Source organism: Amycolatopsis sp. MJM2582 (assembly GCF_000754115.1).
GTDB lineage: Bacteria > Actinomycetota > Actinomycetes > Mycobacteriales > Pseudonocardiaceae > Amycolatopsis > Amycolatopsis japonica.
On the sequence record NZ_JPLW01000002.1, the window covers coordinates 496,444 to 518,951 of the forward strand.

2 protein-coding genes are annotated in these 22,508 nt (G+C 70.6%); both read left to right on the plus strand.

The genetic code is table 11. The features are described 5' to 3' along the window. Positions 1 to 16 precede the first annotated feature (16 nt). A complete protein-coding gene (locus ED92_RS12575) occupies positions 17 to 22,234 on the plus strand; it encodes a non-ribosomal peptide synthase/polyketide synthase (RefSeq protein WP_255355321.1) in 22,218 nt (7,405 codons plus the stop codon). Then, the gene (locus ED92_RS12580) at positions 22,231 to 22,440 is read left to right on the plus strand and encodes an MbtH family protein (RefSeq protein ID WP_007029404.1); all 210 of its coding nucleotides are present in this window, start codon (positions 22,231 to 22,233) and stop codon (positions 22,438 to 22,440) included. The genes ED92_RS12575 and ED92_RS12580 overlap by 4 nt, the downstream gene beginning before the upstream one ends. Positions 22,441 to 22,508: the final 68 nt, after the last annotated feature.

The window sequence follows — 22,508 nt, forward strand, 5'->3', positions numbered from 1 at the left end:
CGAGCGTTTCCGAACGGTGGAGGCAAACCCGATGAACCGCGGCTTTCCCCTGACCCCGGCACAGCAGGGGATCTGGCTCGCCCAGCAGCTCGACCCGGCCGATCCGGTCTACACGATCGGCTGGGTCGTGGAGCTTCGCGGCGCCATCGACCTCACCCGGCTGGGCGACGCCGTTCGGCGGGCGGTCGCGGAGGCCGAGTGCCTGCACGTGACGGTCGGGCTGGACGGCGACACGCCGGTCCAGCGTCCGGTCGCTCCCGGCGAGGTCGCCGTTCTCGACTTCAGCGGTGAGCCGGATCCGGAGCGGGCGGCCGACGAATGGGCACGGGGTGAACTCACCGTGGCGGCCGACCTCGAACGGGGGCCGCTCACCGCGCATACGCTGCTGATCCTGGCCGGGGACCGGGTCCGCTGGTTCCAGCGCTACCACCATCTGGTGATGGACGCGCACGGGCAAGCCATCCTGACCCGCCGCGCGGCGGCACTCTATTCGGGCACCGCCGAGGAGGTCTCCTGGCCGCTGTCGGGACTGGCTGAGGCCGGCTATGACGGGAAAGCCGACCGCGACTACTGGCTGGGTGAACTCGCCGGCAGGCCGAACCCGGTGCGGCTGCTCGGTCGTGCGTCGGCGGGCCGGGGCCGGCTGCGACGGCATTCGTGGGAACTGCCCGCCGCCGAGGCAGGACGGCTGCGGAAGTTCGCGCTGGACGCGGGGACGCGGCTGTCCCGGGTCGCGATCGCCGCCGTCGCGGCGTACGCCCATCGTGTGACCGGTGCCGAAGACCTCGTCCTCGGCCTCCCGGTCACCGCGCGCACCACCCGCGCCCTGCGTGAGCAGCCGGGCATGGTCTCCAACGTCCTGCCGCTTCGGCTGACCGTGCGGCCCGAGACGACACCGTCGCGGCTCGTCGCCCAAGTCGCGGAGAAGGTCTCCGCCCTGCTGGAACACAGCCGGTACCGCGGGGAGGACCTCGCCCGCGAACTCGGCGCGAGCGGCGGGGTGCACGAACTCGTCGGGCTGAGCGTGAACTACATGGCCGTGGACGGCGAACTAGCGTTCGGCGACGCGAGCGCGACGACGCACAACCTCGAACTCGGGCCGATCAGCGACGTCGCCATCGCCGTTTACGACGCCGGCGAGGGCCGAGGTCTCCGCTTCGACTTCGACGCCGATGCGGCCGTGTCGTCCGACGACGAACTCGCCGACCATCGCCGCCGGTTCGCCGCGGTACTGGACGCTCTGCTGGCAGGGCCGGACCTGCCGCTGGCCGCCATCGACCTGCTCTCGGCGGAAGAGCGGGACCGAGTCCTGGAGCTCGGGACCGCGGTCGCGGATTCGCCCAAGGTGTCCTGGCCCGAGGCGTTCGCCCGGGTCGTGGCACGGAAACCGGACGCCGAGGCCGTCGTCTGCGAGGACGTCCGGATGACCTACGCCGAGGTCGACGCCGCAGCCAACCGGCTCGCGCGGCTGCTGCGCCGGCGCGGGGTCGGTGACGAGGACGTCGTCGGCGTGGCCATGCCGCGTTCGGCCGATCTCGTGGTCGCCCTGCTCGGTGTCATGAAGGCGGGGGCCGCGTATCTCCCGCTCGACCTGGACCACCCCGAGGACCGCCTCGCGTACATGCTCGCGCACGCGGGCGCCGGGATCGTGGTGTCCACTGTGGAGGAATCCGTCCAGCTCCCGTCCGGTGTGGACGTCGAGCGGATCCTGCTGGACGATCCGGAGATCATCGCCGAGCTCGCGGAGGTTAACGCGTCCACTGTGGACGTGAGCGGGATCGCGCTGAGCCGGGCCGCGTACGTCATCTACACCTCGGGCTCCACCGGGAAGCCGAAGGGCGTGGTCCTGTCCCACGACGGGATCGGCAGCCTGATCAGCACGGCGACCGAGCGGATCGGCATCGGCGAGGACAGCCGGGTGGTGCAGTTCGCCTCCACCGGGTTCGACGTGACGGTCTGGGATCTGGTCATGTCTTTGTGCGTCGGCGGGACGCTGATCGTCGTGCCGTCGCACCGTCGTGTGGCGGGCGTCGAGCTGACCGGCTACATCGCCGCCAACGCGGCGACGCATATGATCCTGCCGCCGTCGCTGGTCGCGGCCCTCCCGGCGGACTGCGAGCTACCCAAGGGCGCGGTACTGATCGTCGGCACCGAGACCGTCCCGCCGGAACTGATCGCGCGCTGGGCCGAAGACCTGAACGTCGTCGCCGCGTACGGGCTGACCGAGGCGACGGTGAACTCGACGTTGTGGGCGGCCGAGCCCGGCTGGAGCGGGCCGATCCCGATCGGTATCCCGGATCCGAACACCCGCTGCTATGTCCTCGACACCGCGCTGCGGCCGGTCCCGGTCGGCGTCGAAGGGGAGTTGTACGTCGGCGGACGCGGTCTCGCCCGGGGTTACGCGGGGCGTCCGGGGCTGTCGGCGGAACGCTTCGTCGCCGACCCGTTCACCGGTGGCGGCGAGCGGATGTATCGAACTGGCGACCGGGTCCGCTGGCGCTCGGACGGGAACCTCGACTTCCTCGGCCGTACCGATCACCAGGTCAAGATCCGCGGCTTCCGGATCGAACCCGGGGAGGTCGAATCCGCGCTCGCCGCGTACGCCGGGGTCGAGCGGATCGCCGTTGTGCCGCGTGAGGTCAAGCCGGGGGACCGGCGCCTGGTGGCGTACGTCGTGCCGCAGGCCGATGGCTCGCCTTCGTTGCTGAAGGACCTGCGTGCCCACGCGGAATCGGCGTTGCCGCACTACATGGTGCCGTCGGCCTTCGTGGAACTCGACCGGCTGCCGATCATGCCCAACGGCAAACTGGATCGCACCTCGTTGCCCTTGCCCGATTTCGGTGCCGCCGTGACCGGCCGCGCACCGGGCACCGAGCGGGAACGGATCCTCTGCGACGTCGCCGCGCGTGTCCTCGGCCTGGCCACGATCGGCGCGGACGACGACTTCTTCTCCCTCGGCGGCGACAGCATCCTGTCCATCCGGCTGGTGCTGGGCGCGGCGGAACACGGTCTCGCCATCACCCCGCGCCAGGTCTTCCAGCACCGGACTCCCGAAGCGCTGGCCGTCTGTGCGGAAACAGTGAGCGTCGAGTCCACTGTGGACGACAGGCCGTTGCTGGAGCTGACCGACGCCGAACGTGCGTCGTTCGCCGAATACGCCGAAGTCCTGCCCGTGACGCCGTTGCAGGAAGGCTTCTTCTTCCACGCGGAATTCGAAGGCGGTTCGGCCGCCGACATCTACACGGTCCAGGAAGTGCTGGACCTCGAAGGCGACGTCGACGCCGACGCGTTGCGCCGGTCGGTGCAGACGCTGCTGGACCGGTATTCGTCGCTGCGGTCCGGTTTCCGGCAGCTCGACGGCGGCCGGGTCGTCCAGACGGTGGCACGGCACGCCGAACTGCCTTGGCGCGAGGTGACCGCCGAAGACGCGGAGGCGGCCTTCGAGGCCGATCGTGCGCGCCGGTTCGACTTCGCCCGCCCGCCACTGCTGCGGGCGACCTTCACCCGGCTCGGCGAGGATCGCGCCAAACTGGCGCTCACGTTCCACCACATCATCGCCGACGGCTGGTCGGTCGTGGTGCTGCTGCGCGAACTGCTCGCGGCGTACGGGGGAGCGCCCGTACCGCCGGAAGCGGGCACCCGCGCCGACCACCTGCGGCGGCTCGCATCGCGTGATCACGAGGTCTCGCGCGAAGCCTGGCGGACGGCACTGTCCGGAGTGGACGAACCCACCCGGCTGATCGACGAACGAGCCGGGGTGGCGAGACGGCCGTCGCGGCTGCACCTGAACCTCGGCGAGCAGGCGACGACGGCGTTGTCCGCGATGGCCCGCGAGCACGGGCTCACCCTCGGCACCGTCCTGCACGGCGCCTGGGGGCTGCTGCTCGGCGGGCTCACCGGCCGGGACGACGTGCTGTTCGGGAGCACGGTCTCCGGCCGCGACACCGGCGCCGCCGGCCTCGAATCGGCGGTCGGCCTCTACATCAACACCGTGCCGGTGCGGCTGCGCTGGTCTGGGGCCGAGACCGTCGCCGCCGTGCTGCGGCGACTGCAGGACGAGCAGGCGGCCCTGCTGGACCACCAGCATCTCGGCCTCGGCGAACTGCAGCGCCTCGCGGGCGCGGGGCAGGAAGAACTGTTCGACACGCTGGTCGTCGTCGAGAATTTCCCGCGCGACGACGAGCACGCCTCCGGAACCCTCCGCCTCACGGGCGTTGAAGTCACCGATGCGGTGCACTTCCCGGTCGCGGTGATCGCGACCCCGGGCGAAGACCTGGCGTTCAGCCTCAAATTCGACGCCGCCCGGATCGACGCGGTCGCGGCCGGACAGCTCGCGGAGCGGTTCGCGCGGCTGCTGGAGACGTTGACCGCGAACCCCGGTCTCCCGGTCGCCGCGCTCGACCTGCTGTCGCCCGCCGAACGCGGCCGCTTGGCCGAACTCAACGCGACCGCGCACCCCGTACTGGAGCGCACACTGGCCGAGGCCTTCGCCGCGCAGGTCGCCAAGACGCCTTCCGCCACGGCGGTGATGTTCAAAGACATCGAACTGTCCTATGCGGACCTCGATGCCCGCGCGGAGAACGTGGCGCGAAGGCTGCGTTCCCTGGGAACCGGTCCCGAAGAGGTCGTGGCCGTCGCCGTGCCGCGGTCGGCCGAACTGATGGTCGCGTTGCTGGGTGTCCTCAAGGCCGGGGCCGCCTACCTGCCGATCGACCTCGATTATCCGGCCGACCGGCTCGAATACATGCTGGCCGATTCCGGCGCGCGTCTCGTGCTCTCCGAACCCGGGACGGCCGCGAGGATCCCGGACGTCGCCGGGCTGACGCGGGTCCCCGTGACCGGCGAGCCCGTGGACGACGTCGAAGGCGCGCCCGCGGGACCGGACAACACCGCGTACCTCATCTACACGTCGGGTTCGACCGGGCGACCGAAGGGCGTGGCCGTCACGCATCGTGCGATCGTCAACCGGCTCGCGTGGATGCAGCACGAGTATCGGCTGACGCCCTCGGACCGCGTGCTGCAGAAGACGCCGTCGAGTTTCGACGTGTCCGTGTGGGAGTTCTTCTGGGCGCTGTGCGAAGGCGCCACGGTGGTGCTGGCCGAACCGGACGGCCACCGCGATCCCGCCTATCTCGCGCGCGTGATCCGGGACCGGCGGATCACCACCCTGCACTTCGTCCCGTCGATGCTCGCCGCCTTCCTCGCCAGCGACGAGGCCACCGGCGATCTCGGATCGCTGCGTCAGGTGTTCTCCAGCGGCGAGGCGCTGCCCGGCGAGACCGCCGCACGCTGGCGCTCGCTCACCGGCGTCCCGCTGCACAACCTCTACGGCCCCACCGAGGCCGCCGTGGACGTGACCTTCTTCGCCTGCACCGGAGCCGACGGCGCCACCGTCCCCATCGGACGTCCGGTGTGGAACACGCGGCTGCACGTCCTCGACGCCTGCCTCCGCTCGGTGCCCGACGGCGTGGCGGGCGAGCTGTACCTCGCCGGTGTCCAGCTGGCCCGCGGTTACCACGGACGGCCCGGCCTGACCGCCGAACGCTTCGTCGCCGACCCGTTCGGCGAGCCGGGGCAGCGGTTGTACCGGACCGGCGATCTGGTGCGCCGCCGCGCCGACGGCGAGATCGAGTACCTCGGCCGCACCGACCGGCAGGTGAAGATCCGCGGCAACCGGATCGAGCTCGGCGAGATCGAAGCCGTTCTCGTCACGCAGCCGGAGGTCACGGCCGCGACCGTCGTGGCCAAGGATGGCGCGCTCGTCGGCTACGTCGCCGGGAACGCGGATCCGGAGAGCCTGCGGACCGCGCTCAGTGAGGCACTGCCCGCCCCGATGGTCCCGCAGGCGTTCGTCGTCCTCGACGAATTCCCCTTGACCCCCAGCGGGAAGCTCGACGTCCGGGCCCTGCCCGCACCCGAGACCGGCCGGACCGAAGCCGCGCCTGGAAACGATCAGGAGCGCGCGCTCACGCGGATCTTCGCCGACGTCCTCGGCCTGGAGACCGTCGGCGCCGACGGAGACTTCTTCCTGCTGGGCGGCGACAGCATCTCGTCGATCGCCGTGTCGAGCCGTGCCCGGCGGGCCGGATTCGAGCTGAGCCCCAAGGACGTGTTCGAACTCCGGACCCCGGCGGCGCTCGCCGCGTCCGCCGCGCCGGCGGAGCCGATGGCCGACGTTGACGGCATCGGAGCCGTCCCTCTGCTGCCGGAAATGCTCCGGCTGCGTGAGCTGGGCGACGCGGTCCAGCCAGAGTCCGTACTGCTGACCGCGCCCTCCGGAGCCGACCTCGAGACGCTCGCCGCGGCCCTGCAGTTCGTGCTCGACCACCACGACGGCCTGCGGCTCACGCTGTCGCGGGTGGCCTCGGTACTGTGGTCGCTCGAAGTCCGTCCACAAGGGACTGTCCAGGCCGCGGATCTGCTCCGTCACGCGACCGGGTCCCTCGAAGACGAGTTCCGGGCCGCTGCGGACAGGCTGACCGACAACCTCCTGCAGGCCGTCTGGTTCGACGAACCGGGCAGGCTGCTCCTGCTCGCGCATCCGGTCCTGCTGGACGCGCGGAGCCTGACGACGCTGTCCGCCGATCTCGGGATCGCCTGGCAAGCCGTGACCGAGGGGCACCCGCCTGTCTTCACCCCGGCGCGGACGTCGTTGCGGACCATCGCCCGCCGGATCACCGACGCGGCGCAGGATCCCGCGCTGCTCGGCGAGATCGAGCACTGGACCGAGACGCTGGCGCCGGTCTCCTTCGAGGTCGACGGAGATGTCGCCGAACGCCGGATCACGCTGTCCGTCGAGGAGACCCGGACGCTCGTCGGCACGCTTCCGTCCGCCGTGCACGGCGACGTGACCGACGTCCTCCTGACCGCGCTGAAGATCGCCGTCGACGGTGACCTGCTCGTCGATCTGCACGACCGGGTCGACCCGTCGGACACGATCGGCGCGCTGACCTCGGTGCGCCCGGTGCGGATCACCGCGTCCGGCGAACCGCTCGCGATGCTCAAGGCCGTCAAGGAAACCGTCCGGAAGATGCCCGAGGGCTACGGCCCGCTGCGGTACCTCAACGCCCAGACCGGACCGCTGCTCGCCGGGCTCGCGAAACCGCGGATCGCCCTGCGGTACGACGGCCGCGTCCCGGCCGGGCTGGGGGACTGGCAGGTCGCCGGGTACGCGGCCACACCGCCGTCCGGCGACTATGCGGTGCGGATCGGGGTCGCCTGTGAGGAGACCGAGGAAGGCCCGAGGCTGACGGCGACGTTCACGGGCGGTGACCTGGCCGAACGCTGGGCCGCCGCCCTGGTCGACCTCACGGCCGTGGACACGACGGCACCGGTGGGACTCACGCCGTCCGACCTCGAACTGGTGTCGCTGACGCAGGAGGAGATCGACCGCGTCGAGCGGTCCAGCCCGGTGCCGGTCGCCGACGTCTGGCCGTTGTCGCCGCTGCAGGAAGGCCTGTTCTTCCACTCCAGTTACAACTCCGGCCGGGTCGACATCTACACGATCCAGGAGGCGATCGACTTCGATCACCGCCTGGACGCCGGCAGGCTCCGGGCGGCGGTGTCCGCGCTGCTGCGGCGGATCCCGAGTCTCGGCGCCGGTTTCACCAGCGAGGGGCTGCGCGGCCCGGTCCAGTTCGTGGCGGCCGAAGTCGAGCCGCCCGTGTCCGAAGTGGACCTTTCGGCGCTGCCTGAAGACGAACGGTCTGAACGGCTCGAAGCACTGATGGCCGAGGACCGCGCGACGCGATTCGACCTCGGCGCCCCGCCGCTGTTCCGGCTGAAACTGGTGCGGCTCGGCGACGGCCGCGACCGGGTGGTGCTGAACCGGCATCTGCTGCTCTGGGACGGCTGGTCGGCCTGGCTGTTCATCGAGCAGCTGTTCACGCTGTACGACCTCGGCGGCGACGACCGGACGCTACCCGCGGCCGGGTCCTATGTGGACTTCCTGCGCTGGCTGGACCGGCAGGACATCGAGGCCGCCACGAACGCGTGGCGCGAGGCGCTGTCCGGCCTCGCGGAGCCGACCGTCGTCGGACCTGAAGGCCGTGACTTGGCCCCGGCGACCCCGGTCAACTTGGACACCGTGCTGCCCTCCGGGCTCAGCCGGGCCTTGCGCGAGCAGGCACGCAGGCACGGTCTCACGGTGAACTCGGTGCTCAACGCCGCCTGGGGCCTGGTCCTGTCGACCATGACCGGACGCCACGATGTCGTGTTCGGCGCCGCGGTCGCGGGCAGGCCCGCCGCCGTGCCCGAGATCGAGAACACCATCGGCCTGTTCCTCAACACCGTGCCCACCCGCGTGCGGCTCGACGCGGCCGAATCCGTGCTGGGCCTGGTGCGGCGCCTGCAGTCCGAGCGGATGGACCTGACCCCGTACGAGTTCATGAGCCTCGGGGTGCTGCAACGCGAGGCCGGGCACCGTGTCCTCTTCGACACACTGTTCGTGCTGCGCAACGCCGATGGTGACGAACGGCGCGACGGGCTCCGTCACCGCCACGGCATCACCGACCTGCTGAACATCGATGCCACGCATTACCCACTGACGCTGGTGGTCACCCCGGGCGAGGAAACGCGGGTCACGCTGTCCTACCGGGACGACGTCATCGACGCCGCCGAGGCCTCGTCGGTGCTCGACCGGTTCACGTCACTGGTCGCGCAGATCGTCGACGACCCGGCGAAACCGGTCGCCGCGCTGGCCACGGTGTCCGCTGAGGACCGTGCCGCACTTGAAGCGGGCTGGGCCGAGGCCGAACATCCCGTCATCGAGGACACGATCGCGGATCTGCTCGCCGTCCAGGCGGAGCGCACCCCCGGCGAGACGGCCCTGGTGTTCGGCGAAGAACAGCTGACCTACGCCGAACTCGACGCGCGCATCAACCGGATGGCCCGGCTGCTGCTGGCCAAGGGCGCCGCGCCGGAACAGGTGATCGCGCTCGGCCTGCCGCGTTCGATCGACATGGTCGTCGCGTTGTTCGCCGTGCTGCGGACGGGTGCGGCGTACCTTCCGCTGGAACTCGACTACCCGGTCGAGCGGCTCGCGGTGATGCTGGAAGACGCCGGGCCGCTCTGTCTGGTGTCCACAAAGGACGTCTCGGCGACGCTGCCCGGTGCCACGCCCCGGGTGCTCGTCGACGACCACGAAGACAGGGCGTTCGGCGACGGCCCGATCTCCGACGCCGAACGCCCGCTGTTCGCGCGGAGCCGCGCGGACCGCATGGAACACCCGGCGTACGTCATCTACACCTCGGGCTCGACCGGCAAACCCAAGGGCGTCGTCACGCCGTATCGCGGCCTGACGAATATGCAGCTCAACCACCAGGGCGCGATCTTCGCCCCGGCCATCGCGTCGGCGGGCGGACGGCGGCTGCGGATCGCGCACACCGTGTCGTTCGCCTTCGACATGTCCTGGGAAGAACTGCTGTGGCTCGTGGAGGGGCACGAGGTCCACGTCTGCGACGAGGAACTGCGCCGCGACGCGCGGGCGCTCGTGGCGTACTGCGATGAGCACGAGGTCGACGTCGTCAACGTGACGCCGACGTATGCCCACCTGCTGATCGAGGAAGGACTGCTGGACGGGCACCGGCCCGCGCTGGTCCTGCTCGGTGGCGAGGCGGTGTCGGAGTCGGTGTGGAACCGACTGCGCGACACCGACGGGACTTACGGCTACAACCTGTACGGCCCCACCGAGTACACGATCAACACGCTCGGCGGCGGCACGACCGACAGCGACACCCCGACCGTCGGCAAGCCGATCTGGAACACCCGCGCGTACATCGTCGACGCCTGGCTCAGGCCCGTCCGCGACGGTGTCGCGGGTGAGCTCTACATCGCGGGCGAGGGCCTGGCTCGCGGCTATCTCGGCCGTCCCGGTCTGACGGCCGAACGGTTCGTCGCTGACCCCTTCGTGCCCGGTGGCGGGCGTATGTACCGCACCGGTGACCTGGTGCGCCGCCGCCCCGACGGGAACCTCGACTTCCTCGGCCGCACCGACGACCAGGTGAAGATCCGCGGCTACCGCGTGGAACTCGGCGAGATCGAGACCGCGCTCAGCCGCTACCCGGAGGTCGCGCAGGCCGCCGTCATCGCGCGACCGGATCCGTCGGCGCCCGGTCTCCAGCGGCTCATCGGTTACGTCGTCCCGGCCGAACTGAGCGGGGACGCGCGCGCCGAAGCGGAAGCCGACCAGGTCGGCGAATGGCAGCAGATCTACTCGGACGAGTACACCGAGATCCCGACCGCGTTGTTCACCGAGGACTTCGCGGGCTGGGACTCCAGCTACGACGGCGATCCGATCCCGCTGGAGCACATGCGGGAATGGCGGCGCGCGACCGTCGACCGGATCGCCGAACTGAAGCCGGAACGGGTGCTGGAGATCGGCGTCGGCACCGGCCTGCTGATGGGGCAGATCGCGCCGGTGGTCCAGGAGTACTGGGGTACCGACCTCGCCGCGCCGGTGATCGCGAAGCTGAACCGCGAGCTGGAACAGGACCCGGCGCTGGCGGCCAAGGTGAACCTGCGCGCCCAGCCGGCGCACGTGTTCGACGGCCTGCCCGCCGGCCGGTTCGACACGATCGTGATCAACTCCGTCATCCAGTACTTCCCGAGCGTCGACTACCTGACCGACGTCATCACCCAGGCGATCGGCCTGCTCGCCCCCGGCGGCGCGCTGTTCGTCGGCGACGTCCGGAACCTGCGGCTCGCCCGCGCCTTCCACACCGCGATCCAGCTCACCCGCGCCGACGCCACCTCCGACGTCGCCCAGGTGCGCCGCGCGATCGAACGCGGTGCCGCGCTGGAGAAGGAACTGCTGATCGACCCGGACTACTTCACCGCGCTCGCGCGGCGGCTCCCGGACGTCGCCACGCAGGTCCGGATCAAACGGGCCCGGTTGCACAACGAGCTGAGCCGGTACCGGTACGACGCGGTCCTGGTGAAAGAGCCCGCTGAGACTTCCTCGGTCGCGCAAGCACCGCGGTCGTCCTGGGACGAGGTGGGCTCGCTCGCCGCGTTGGAGGACCGCCTCGGCGGCGTGGAAACGCTGCGGGTGAGCCGGATCCCGGACGCCCGTCAGGCGCCCGAGGTCGAGGCGACGCGTGCGCTGGACGCCGGTGCGCCGCTCATCGACGTCCTGGACCTCTTCCGCGCTCCGGCCGGGGTCGAGCCGGAGGACGTGCACGAACTCGGCGACCGGCTCGGGTTCCAGGTGTACTGCACCTGGTCGGCCGATGGCGCGTTCGAGGCCGTTTTCGTCCACAAGGGACAGACGGATGCGCTGGTCACCGGGGTGCATCAGCCGGTTTCGGTGGGTGCGAGCCTGGCCAAGTACGCGACGAGCCCGACGGCGGCGCGTGGCGGCGGCGAACTCGTGCAACGCCTGCGAGACCGGCTCAAGACGGAACTGCCGGACTACATGGTCCCGGCCGCGTTCGTCACCCTTGGCGCCCTGCCGCTGACCGACAACGGCAAGCTCAACACCCGCGCGCTCCCGGACGCCGAACAGACGGTGCGGCTCGCCGAAAGCCGTCCGGCCGAGATCGCCGAGGAAGAGACGCTGTGCGCGCTCTTCGGCGAGGTCCTCGGCGTGGCGGGGGTCGGCGTCGAGGGCAACTTCTTCGACCTCGGCGGCCATTCCCTGCTCGCCACCCGGCTCATCAGCCGGGCCCGCACCGAACTCGGCGCCGAACTGGCCATCCGTGACCTGTTCGAGGCACCGACGGTCGCGGAGCTGGCCGCTCGCGCGGGTGGCGGCGAACCGGCGCGGCCCGCCGTGGTCCGCGCCGAGCGCCCCGATCGGATCCCGCTTTCCGCCGCCCAGCGCAGCCTCTGGCTCGTGGACCGGATGGAGGCGAACGCGGTCGCCTACAACTTCCCGCTGACCTTCCGTCTGCGCGGAGCCCTGGATCTCGACGCGCTGCGAGCAGCGCTCGGCGACGTACTCGGCAGGCACGAAGTCCTGCGCTCTGTCTTCGAAGAGCACGACGGCGAGCCCTACCAGCGTGTTCTCGACGCGCCGGAGATCCCGTTCGCCGTCGAGGACTGCGACGAGGCCGGGCTGAGTGCCCGGATCGCCGAGCTCTCGCGGACGCCGTTCGATCTGGCGCGGGAGATCCCGGTCCGGCTGCGGGTGCTGCGGCTCGGTGATGGCGACCACGTGATCTCGCTGGTCCTGCACCACAGCGCGACCGACGAATGGTCCGACCGGCCGTTCCTGGGCGACCTCACGTCGGCCTATCGGGCGCGGCTCGCCGGTGACAGTCCCGTGTGGACGGATCTCCCCGTGCAGTACGCCGACTTCGCTCTGTGGCAGAAGGACTTCCTCGCCCAGCACGGTGCCGCCCAGGTCGCCTACTGGGCCGAGTCACTGCGTGGGGCGCCGGACGAGCTGACGCTGCCACTGGATCGTCCCCGTCCGCTCCAGCCGACGGGCAAGGGCGGCAAGGTGAAATCCGCGCTGTCCGAGGAACTGTCGGCCGCGGTGCGCGACCTGGCGGCGAAGGCGGGAGCGAGCCCGTTCATGGTGCTCCAGGCTGCGGTGGCCGCACTGCTGCACCGGACCGGCGCAGGGGAGGACATCCCGCTGGGCGCGCCGATCGCCGGACGGACCGACGCGGCGCTCGACGATCTCGTCGGGTTCTTCGTGAACACGCTGGTACTGCGGACCGATCTCTCCGGCGATCCGACGTTCGCCGCCCTGCTCGACCGGGTGCGCGACGCCGACCTTGCGGCGTTCTCGCACGGCGACCTGCCGTTCGAAAGCGTCGTCGAACGGCTGAACCCGCCCCGCGTTCCGGGGCGCAATCCGCTGTTCCAGGTGATGGTGGGTTACCACCGGCAGAGCGACGCGCACGACGTGCTCGGGCTGCCCGCCGAGTGGTTCGAGATGGACACCGGGATGGCGAAGTTCGACCTGCACTTCACGATGGTCGACGACGGCACGACCGCGACGTTGATGCTGGAGTACGCCGAAGACCTCGCCGGCGAGACGACGGCCGTGCGCCTGCTGGACCGGCTCACGTCCGTGCTGGAGCAGGTCGCCGCCGAGCCCGAGCGGCCGGTCGCCGCGCTCGACGTCCTCGTCGGCGACGAACTCGCGCAGCTCAGCGGCTGGAACCGCACTTCGCACGACGTCCCGGCGAGCACGTTGCCGGAGTTGTTCGAGGCGCAGGTGGCTCGGACACCGGATGCTCCGGCTGTGGTATTCGAGGATGTCGAGCTGTCGTATGCCGAGTTCGACGCGCGGGCGAACCGGCTGGCGCGATGGCTGGCAGACCAGGGTGTGGGTGCGGAGTCGGTGGTGGCGGTGTCGCTGCCGCGCTCGATCGACCTCGTGGTCGCGTTGTACGCCGTGCACAAGGCCGGTGGCGCTTACCTGCCGGTCGACCGCGACTATCCGGCCGATCGCATCGCGTTCATGCTCGAAGACGCCGCCCCCGCGGTCGTGCTCGAAGAACTGCCCGTTCTCGACGGGTACTCCTCCGAAAGCCTGGGGCGGACCGTCGACCCGTCGTCTCCGGCGTACGTGATCTACACGTCGGGTTCGACCGGGCGCCCGAAGGGTGTCGTGGTGCCGCACGAGGGCATCGTGAACCGGTTGCTGTGGATGCAGGACGAGTACGGTCTGACGGCCGACGATCGGGTGTTGCAGAAGACGCCGTCGAGTTTCGATGTGTCGGTGTGGGAGTTCTTCTGGCCGTTGATCACGGGTGCCACGCTGGTGGTCGCCAAACCGGAGGGACACAAGGATCCGGCGTATCTCGCCGAGCTGATCCGCACGGCCGGCATCACCACCGTCCACTTCGTCCCGTCGATGCTCGCGCTCTTCCTGGAGACAGCGGAGTGCACCGGCCTGCGGCGCGTGATCTGCAGCGGTGAAGCACTGCCGTCGGACCTGGCGGCCCGCGTGGACGTCCCGCTGTACAACCTGTACGGCCCGACCGAAGCGTCCGTCGACGTGACCGCTTGGCGGGCCGGTGCCGAGACGACGCCGTCCGTCCCGATCGGACGTCCGGTGTGGAACACGCGGACGTACGTGCTGGACGCGCGGCTGAACCCGGTCCCGCCGGGCGTCCCCGGTGAGCTCTACCTCGCCGGTGTTCAGCTCGCTCGCGGGTATCTGGCCCGGCCTGGGCTGACCGCGGAACGGTTCGTGGCGAACCCGTTCGTCGCGGGGGAGCGCATGTATCGCACCGGGGACCTCGCGCGCTGGTCGGACGACGGTGTGCTGGAGTTCCTGGGCCGCGTGGACGATCAGGTCAAGATCCGCGGCTTCCGGGTCGAACTCGGCGAGGTCGAGGCGGCGCTGACCGCGTCGGAGTCCGTCACGCGCGCGGTGGTCGTCGCGCGTGAAGACCGGCTGGTGGCGTACGTCGTCGGTTCGGTCGACGGGCTGAGGGAAGCGGTGGCCGCGAAGCTGCCGTACCACATGGTGCCGTCGGCGTTCGTCGTGCTCGACGAGATCCCGCTGACCCCGAACGGCAAACTCGACCGCAAAGCCCTGCCCGCCCCCGAGTTCGCGACCGCCGAAGGCCGCGAGCCGAGGAACGCGCGGGAAGAGGCGCTGTGCGGGTTGTTCGCCGAAGTGCTCGGTGTCGAACGGGTCGGGATCGACGACGGGTTCTTCGCCCTCGGTGGGCATTCGCTGCTGGTGATGCGCCTGGTCAGCCGGATCTCGGCGAGTCTGGACGCCACGGTGTCGGTCCGTGACGTCTTCGACGCGCCGACGGTCGCGGCACTGGCCGAACGGCTCGCGGAACCCTCGGCCCAGCCGGTCCTGAGCGCGGGGAACCGGCCGGAGCTGCTGCCGCTTTCGCCCGCCCAGCAACGGTTGTGGTTCCTTTACCGGCTCGAAGGGGTAACCCCCACCTACAACATCCCGCTCGCCTGGCGGCTGCACGGCGAGCTGGACGCGGAGGCGCTGAGTGCGGCGATCGGCGACCTCGTCGAGCGGCACGAACCGCTCCGGACGTTGTTCGTCGAAGAAGGAGGCGTCGCGGCGCAGCGCATCCTGGCCGACGCGCGTCCGGAGGTCCGTTTCGCGGACGCGGGCGACCTTTCCGCGCAGTTGGCCGCCGAAGCCGGTCGCGGATTCGCTCTCGACGAGGAACTCCCGATCCGGGTCACGATCTTCACCGTGTCACCGCGGGAACACGTCCTGCTGCTGGTGATCCACCATGTGGCGACGGACGAGTGGTCGCAGGGACCGCTCATGGCCGACCTCGCCACCGCATACGAGGCGCGTCTCGCCGGAAACACTCCACAGTGGACAGAGCTGGCAGTCCAGTACGCGGACTACGCCCTGTGGCAACGTGAACTGCTCGATTCGACGGCCTCCGGGCACCTCCGATTCTGGCAGGAAGCGCTGGTGGATCTGCCGGACGAACTGCCGCTGCCCGCGGACCGGCGGCGTCCGGCCGAATCGAGCCATCGCGGTGGCCTCGTCACCTTCCCGATCGACGCCGCGCTCACCGCACGGCTGCGTGCGGTGGCCCAGCGGCACGACGTCAGCATGTTCATGCTCGCGCAGGCCGCGGTCGCGGCACTGCTGCACCGGCTCGGCGCCGGGGACGACATCCCGCTCGGCGCCCCGAGTTCCGGTCGCGTCGACAAACGGCTGGAGCCGCTGATCGGGTTCTTCGTGAACTCGCTCGTGCTGCGCACCGACCTGTCCGGCGAGCCGGCGTTCGGCGAACTGCTCTCGCGGGTGCGCGCGACCGACCTCGCCGCCTTCGAACATCAGGAGCTGCCCTTCGAGCGCCTGGTCGACGCCGTCAACCCGGAACGTTCGCTGGCCAGGCATCCGCTGTTCCAGGTGATGGTGGTGTACCTGCCCGAAGCCGAGGACGGGCTGAAGCTGCCCGGCCTTCGTGCGGAGCAAGAGGACTTCGCGCAGGGTGTCGCCAAGTTCGACCTCGAGTTCGGGTTCCTGGAGAACGGCGACGGGATCTCCGGCGCGATCGAGTACAGTGCCGATCTCTTCGACCACGCCACCGCCGAGTCTTTCGCTCGACGGCTGGTGAGGGTCCTTGACCAGGTGGCCGCCGATCCCGCGATCCCCGTCGGCGAAATCGACGTCCTCGCCGAGGACGAACGCACGTTGCTCGCGCACTGGAACGACACTTCGCACGACGTCCCGGCGAGCACGTTGCCGGAGTTGTTCGAGGCGCAGGTGGCTCGGACACCGGATGCTCCCGCTGTGGTGTTCGAGGATGTCGAGCTGTCGTATGCCGAGTTCGACGCGCGGGCGAATCGGCTGGCGCGATGGCTGGCAGACCAGGGTGTGGGTGCGGAGTCGGTGGTCGCGGTGTCGCTGCCGCGGTCGATCGACCTCGTCGTCGCGCTGTACGCGGTGCACAAAGCAGGCGCGGCCTACCTGCCGCTCGACACGGACTATCCGGCCGATCGCGTCGCGTTCATGCTCGAAGATGCTGTGCCGACGGTCGTTCTGGACGAGCTGCCGGTGCTGGACGGCTATTCGGGAGAGAGCCTGCGGCGGGCCGTGGATCCCGCGTCCCCGGCGTACGTCATCTACACGTCCGGATCGACCGGTCGCCCGAAAGGTGTCGTGGTGCCGCACGAGGGCATCGTGAACCGTCTACTGTGGATGCAGGCCGAGTACGGTCTGACGGCCGACGACCGCGTGCTGCAGAAGACACCGTCGAGCTTCGATGTGTCAGTGTGGGAGTTCTTCTGGCCGCTGATCACCGGCGCCACACTGGTGGTCGCCAAACCGGACGGGCACCGGGATCCGCGGTATCTCGCGGAGCTGATCCGCGACCAAGGGAACACGACCCTGCACTTCGTCCCGTCGATGCTGGAGGCGTTCCTCGCCGAAGAGCCGGAGTGGCATGGCGTCCGCCGCGTCCTGTGCAGTGGCGAGGCACTGCCGCCGGAGCTGGCCGCTCACGTGACCGTCCCGCTGCATAACCTTTACGGGCCGACAGAGGCTTCGGTGGACGTGACCTCGTGGGAGGTCGTCGACGACACCGTCCCCATTGGACGTCCGGTGTGGAACACGCAGGTCCACGTGCTCGATTCCCGGCTGCGGCCGGTGCCGCCGGGTGTGGCGGGGGAGCTGTACCTGGCGGGCAAGCAGCTCGCGCGCGGGTATCTCGGCCGGGCCGGGCTCACCGCGGAGCGGTTCGTGGCGAACCCGTTCGCGGCGGGGGAGCGCATGTACCGCACGGGTGACCTCGCGCGGTGGCGGGCCGACGGCGCGCTCGACTACCTCGGCCGCGCCGACGACCAGGTCAAACTGCGCGGCTTCCGGATCGAGCTGGGTGAGATCGAGTCCGTGCTCTCCGCGCGGGTGGTCCTGCGGGAGGGCAGGCTCGTCGCGTATCTGAGCGGGGATGCCGACGTCGAGGAGGCCCGGCGGCTCGCCGAGGCCACCTTGCCGGAGTACATGGTGCCGTCCGCGTTCGTGGTGCTGGACGCGTTCCCGTTGACGCCCAACGGGAAGCTCGACCGCAAGGCGTTGCCCGCGCCGGACTTCTCCGGCGAGGTCACCGGCGACGCCCCGCGCACGCCTCGCGAGGAACTGCTCGCGTCACTCGTCGCAGGAGTGCTCGGGTTGGAGAAGGTCGGTGTCCACGACGACTTCTTCCGCCTCGGCGGCGACAGCATCGTCGCGATGCAGCTGGTCGGCCGCGTGCGGAATGCCGGGCTGCTGCTGAGCCCGCGTGACGTCTTCCGGCACCGGACCGTCGCGGCCCTGGCCGAGGTCAGCGCGGTGCGGCTCGACGCACCCGCGCCCGAGAGCGGGAAACCGTTGGTGGAGCTCGACGCGGCGGAGCGCGCGGAGATCCTCGACGTCGCGCCGGACACGGCCGAGGTGTGGCCGCTGACGCCGTTGCAGGCCGGCTTGCTCTTCCACGCGACGATGGATGGCGACGGGCCCGACGTCTACACCGTCCAGGTGTCCTTCGATCTCGACGGGCCGCTGGATACGGCTCGGTTGCGTGACGCCGCTCAAGCGCTTGTCGACCGGAACGCCGTCCTGAGGACGGGCTACCGCTACCTGGCGTCCGGTCGGCCTGTCGCGCTGGTGGCGCGTTCGGTCACGGTTCCCTGGCGTTTCGTGGATTCGCCGGACGCCGTCGAAGCGGAGATGGCCCACGACAGGCGCCGCTTCGATCCGGCTGCCGCGCCGGTGCTGCGGTTCCTGCTGCTCGCGCTGGCGGACGGACGCCACCGGCTGGTGTTCACCCACCAGCACGTGCTGCTCGACGGCTGGTCGATTCCGCAGCTGTTCGCGGAGCTGTCGCAGCTCTACGCCGGCGCCGAGCCGGCGCCCGCCCGGGACTATCGCGACCATCTCGCCTGGCTCGGAGAGCAGGATCAGAAAGTCTCGGAGTCCGCGTGGCGGCAGGCCTTCGACGGCCTGACCGAGCCGACCCATCTCGTCCCGCACGACCCGCAGCGGGTTCCGGCCCTGCCGGAGCGCCTGTCGCTGGAGTTGCCGGAACAGGCGACCGAGGCGCTCACCGCACTGGCCCGGTCACGCGGCCTGACCCTGAACACGCTGGTCCAGACGGCGTGGAGCATCGTGCTCGGCAGGCTCACCGGCCGATCGGACGTCGTCTTCGGCGCGACGGTCGCCGGGCGCCCGCCCGAACTGGCCGGGGTCGAGCGGATGATCGGCCTGTTCATCAACACCATCCCGGTGCGGATCGTGCTCGACCCGGCCGAGAAGCTGGGCGACCTGCTCGACCGGGTCCAGGACGAGCAGTCCGGATTGCTCGCGCACCAGCACTTCGGGCTCGCCGACATCCAGCGCGGCGCCGGGCTGGGTGAACTGTTCGACACGCTGATGGTGTTCGAGAGCTACCCGGGCGCGGACGAGGACGAGACGGGCGCCGGGTTGCGCGGGGAGATCGTGCGCCACGACGACTCCACGCACTATCCGCTCACCTGGGCGGTGGAGCCGGGAGCACGGCTGAAGCTCACCGCGGAGTACCGCGCCGACCTGTTCGACGCCGGCCTGCCGGAACGGCTTCTGCCCGCGATGGAGCGGGTGCTCGCGGCGATGGTGTCCGATGTGGACGCTCCCGTCGGCCGGGCCGACATCCTGGGCGAGGCCGACCTGGACCTGATCGTGCGCGAGTGGAACGACACGGCCCTCGCCGTCGAACCGTCCACTGTGGCCGGTCTGTTCGAGGCGCAGGTCCGGCGTTCGCCCGACGCGACGGCGGTGGTGTCCGGTGGGGTCGCCCTGACCTTCACCGAACTCAACGCACGCGCCAACCGGCTGGCCAGGGCGCTGGTCGCCCACGGGGTGGGGCCTGAGGACTTCGTCGCCTTGGCGCTGCCGCGTTCGGCCGACGTGCTGCTGGCGATCCTCGCGGTCCTTAAGACGGGGGCGGCGTACCTGCCGCTCGACCCGGACTATCCGACCGAACGGCTGGCCGCCATGCTCGCCGATGCGCGACCCAAGGTGATCCTGACCGAGCCCGAGCTGCTGGAGTCGTTGCCCCGGACCGAGATCGAGACGCTGGCCCTCTGCGCGCTCGTCACCGAGGACCGGCAGGCCCACGACCTGACCGACCGGGACCGCGTCCGCCCGCTCGTCCCGGAGCATCCGGCGTACGTGATCTACACGTCGGGCTCGACCGGGACGCCGAAGGGGGTCGTGGTCCCGCATCGCGGCGTGGTGAACCTGTTCCACAGCCACCGCGCCACCTTGCACCGGCCCGCGGTGGAGGCCACCGGCAAACCGCATCTGCGGGTCGGGCACGCGTGGTCGTTCTCCTTCGACGCCTCCTGGCAGCCGCAACTGTGGCTGCTCGACGGGCACGCCGTGCACATCGTGGACGAGGAGACGCGGCGCGACCCCGAGCTGATGGCCGCGATGATCGAACGGGAGGGCTTCGACTTCATCGAGGTCACGCCGGCGTTCTTCGCGCAGATGGCGGACGCGGGCCTGCTCGACGGCGACCGGTGTCCCCTCGCGGTGATCGGTGTCGGCGGTGAAGCGGTGCCCGAGAGCCTGTGGCGCCGTCTGGCCACTTTGGACGATACGGAGGCCTTCAACCTGTACGGGCCGACCGAGTCCACAGTGGACGCGCTGGTCGCGCGGATCGGCGACAGCGAGAAGCCGCTGGTGGGCCGTCCGGTCGCGAACACCCGCGCCTACGTGCTGGACGCGGCGCTGCGGCCGGTGCCGCCCGGGGTCACCGGTGAGCTGTACCTCGCCGGTGCCGGGCTCGCCCGCGGCTACCTCGGGCGGACGGCGCTGACGTCGGAGCGGTTCGTGGCGGATCCGTTCGGCCCGGCGGGTGCCCGGATGTACCGCACCGGAGACCTCGCGCGCTGGACCGCGGACGGGCGCCTGGACTTCGGCGGGCGCGCCGACGACCAGGCGAAGATCCGCGGGTTCCGGGTCGAGCCGGGCGAGATCGAAGCCGTGCTCGAACGGCACGGCGATGTCGCTCAGGCCGTCGTCCTGGTGCGTGAGGATCGTCCTCGGGTCAAGCAGCTCGTGGCGTACGTGGTGTCCACTGTGGATCGGGACGAGCTGCGGCGGTTCGCGGCCGAGACGCTGCCGGACTACATGGTCCCGGCGGCGTTCGTCACGCTCGACGCGCTTCCCACGCTGTCGAACGGGAAGCTGGACCGCAAGGCACTGCCGGCGCCGGACTACTCGGAGCTGGCCGGTGGCCGCGCGCCCGAGACCGCGCTGGAACGGACGTTGTGCGCGCTCTTCGCGGAAGTGCTCGACGTGCCGGAGCTGGGTTCCGACGACGACTTCTTCGCCCTCGGCGGGGACAGTATCGTCGCGATGCGGCTGGTCGGCCGGGCACGCGCGGCCGGGCTGAAGATCACGCCGCACGACGTGTTCGCGGGCCGGACGGTCGCGGCGCTGGCCGAGGTCGCGGAACGGATCGAGGACGACGGCGCGATCGCGCTCACGCCGATCATGCACGCGCTCCGGGAGCTCGGCGGTCCGATCGACGGTTACCACCAGGCCGCTCTGGTTCGGACACCCGCCGGGATGACCGGCGAGCAGCTGAAGACCGTGCTCGACGCGCTCGTGGCGAGGCACGACATGCTGCGCGCGCGCCTCGACCGGTCGGTCGACGGCTGGGTGCTGCGGGTGGCCGAATCGGCCGAGGCGCGCGTCGAGCGTGTCGACGCCGAGGACGGCGACCTGTACGCGCTGATCGAGCGGCACGCGGTGCCGACTCGTTCCCGGCTGGACCCGGACGCCGGCGTGATGCTGAGCGCGACGTGGTTCGACGCGGGCTCGTCGGGCTCCGGCCGGTTGTTGCTGATGATCCATCACCTGGCCGTCGACGGCGTCTCGTGGCGGATCCTGCTGCCGGACCTCGCTTCCGCGTGGGAATCGGTCGCGCGCGGCGAGACACCCGATCTGTCCCCTGTGGACACTTCCTTCCGGCGATGGGCGCGGGCTCTGTCCACACAGGACCGCGCGGGTGAGCTGGGGCGGTGGAAGTCGGTGCTGGGCGGTGGGGATCCGATCCCGCTGGAGCGGCCGCTCGACCCCGCTCGGGACGTGCAGGCGACCGTGCGGAAGATGTCGCTGAGGCTGCCCACCGAGCGGACGGCCCCGCTGCTGTCCCGGGCGACGATCAACGACGTCCTGCTCACCGGTCTCGCGCTCGCCGTCGCCCGCTGGCGCCGGGACGGGGGACAGGCGGTGCTGGTCGACGTCGAGGGACACGGCCGCGAAGAGGAACTGGCGGACCTTTCGCGGACGGTCGGCTGGTTCACCAGCGTCGTCCCGGTGTGCTTGGACCTGGGTGACATCGACGTGGACGACGCGTTCGCGGGCGGGCCCGCCGCCGACGACGCGTTGAACCGGGTCCAGGCTCACCTCGATGGGCTGCAGGACGGAGGTATCGGGCACGGCGTGCTCCGCTACCTGAACCCGCACACCGGGCCTGAACTCGCGAAGTTCGCGAAGCCGCAGATCGAGTTCAACTACCTGGGCCGGATCGGCGTCCCCGAAGCGACCGACTGGTCGTACGCGGCGGAGGCCGAGGCGGCCGAACTCGGTGCCGACGACGGGATGCCGGTCTCGCACGCGCTGACGGTCAACGTCGTGGCCGAAGACCGCCCCGGCGGTCCCGAACTGAGCGCACACTGGTCGTGGCCGGAGGCCGTGCTCACCGAAGACTCGGTGCGGGAACTCGCGGAAGCCTGGTTCCTCGCGCTGGACGCGCTCACTCGCCGGGCTGATTCACCGGCCGTACAGAAGGAGAACAAGGAATGACGAACCCGTTCGAGAACCCCGACGGCACGTACCTGGTGCTCGTCAACGACGAGGGACAGCACAGCCTGTGGCCCGAGTTCGTCGAGGTCCCGGCGGGCTGGACCACGAAGTTCGGCCCGGCCTCGCGTCCGGAGTGCCTCGAGTACGTCGAGACCAACTGGACCGACCTGCGGCCCGCTTCGCTCGTCAAGGCCATGGAGTCCTGACCCGCTTCGGTCCGTGAAGGCCTCCTTGAGGGACTCCTGGTCCCTCAAGGAGGCCTTCACGGACTTGC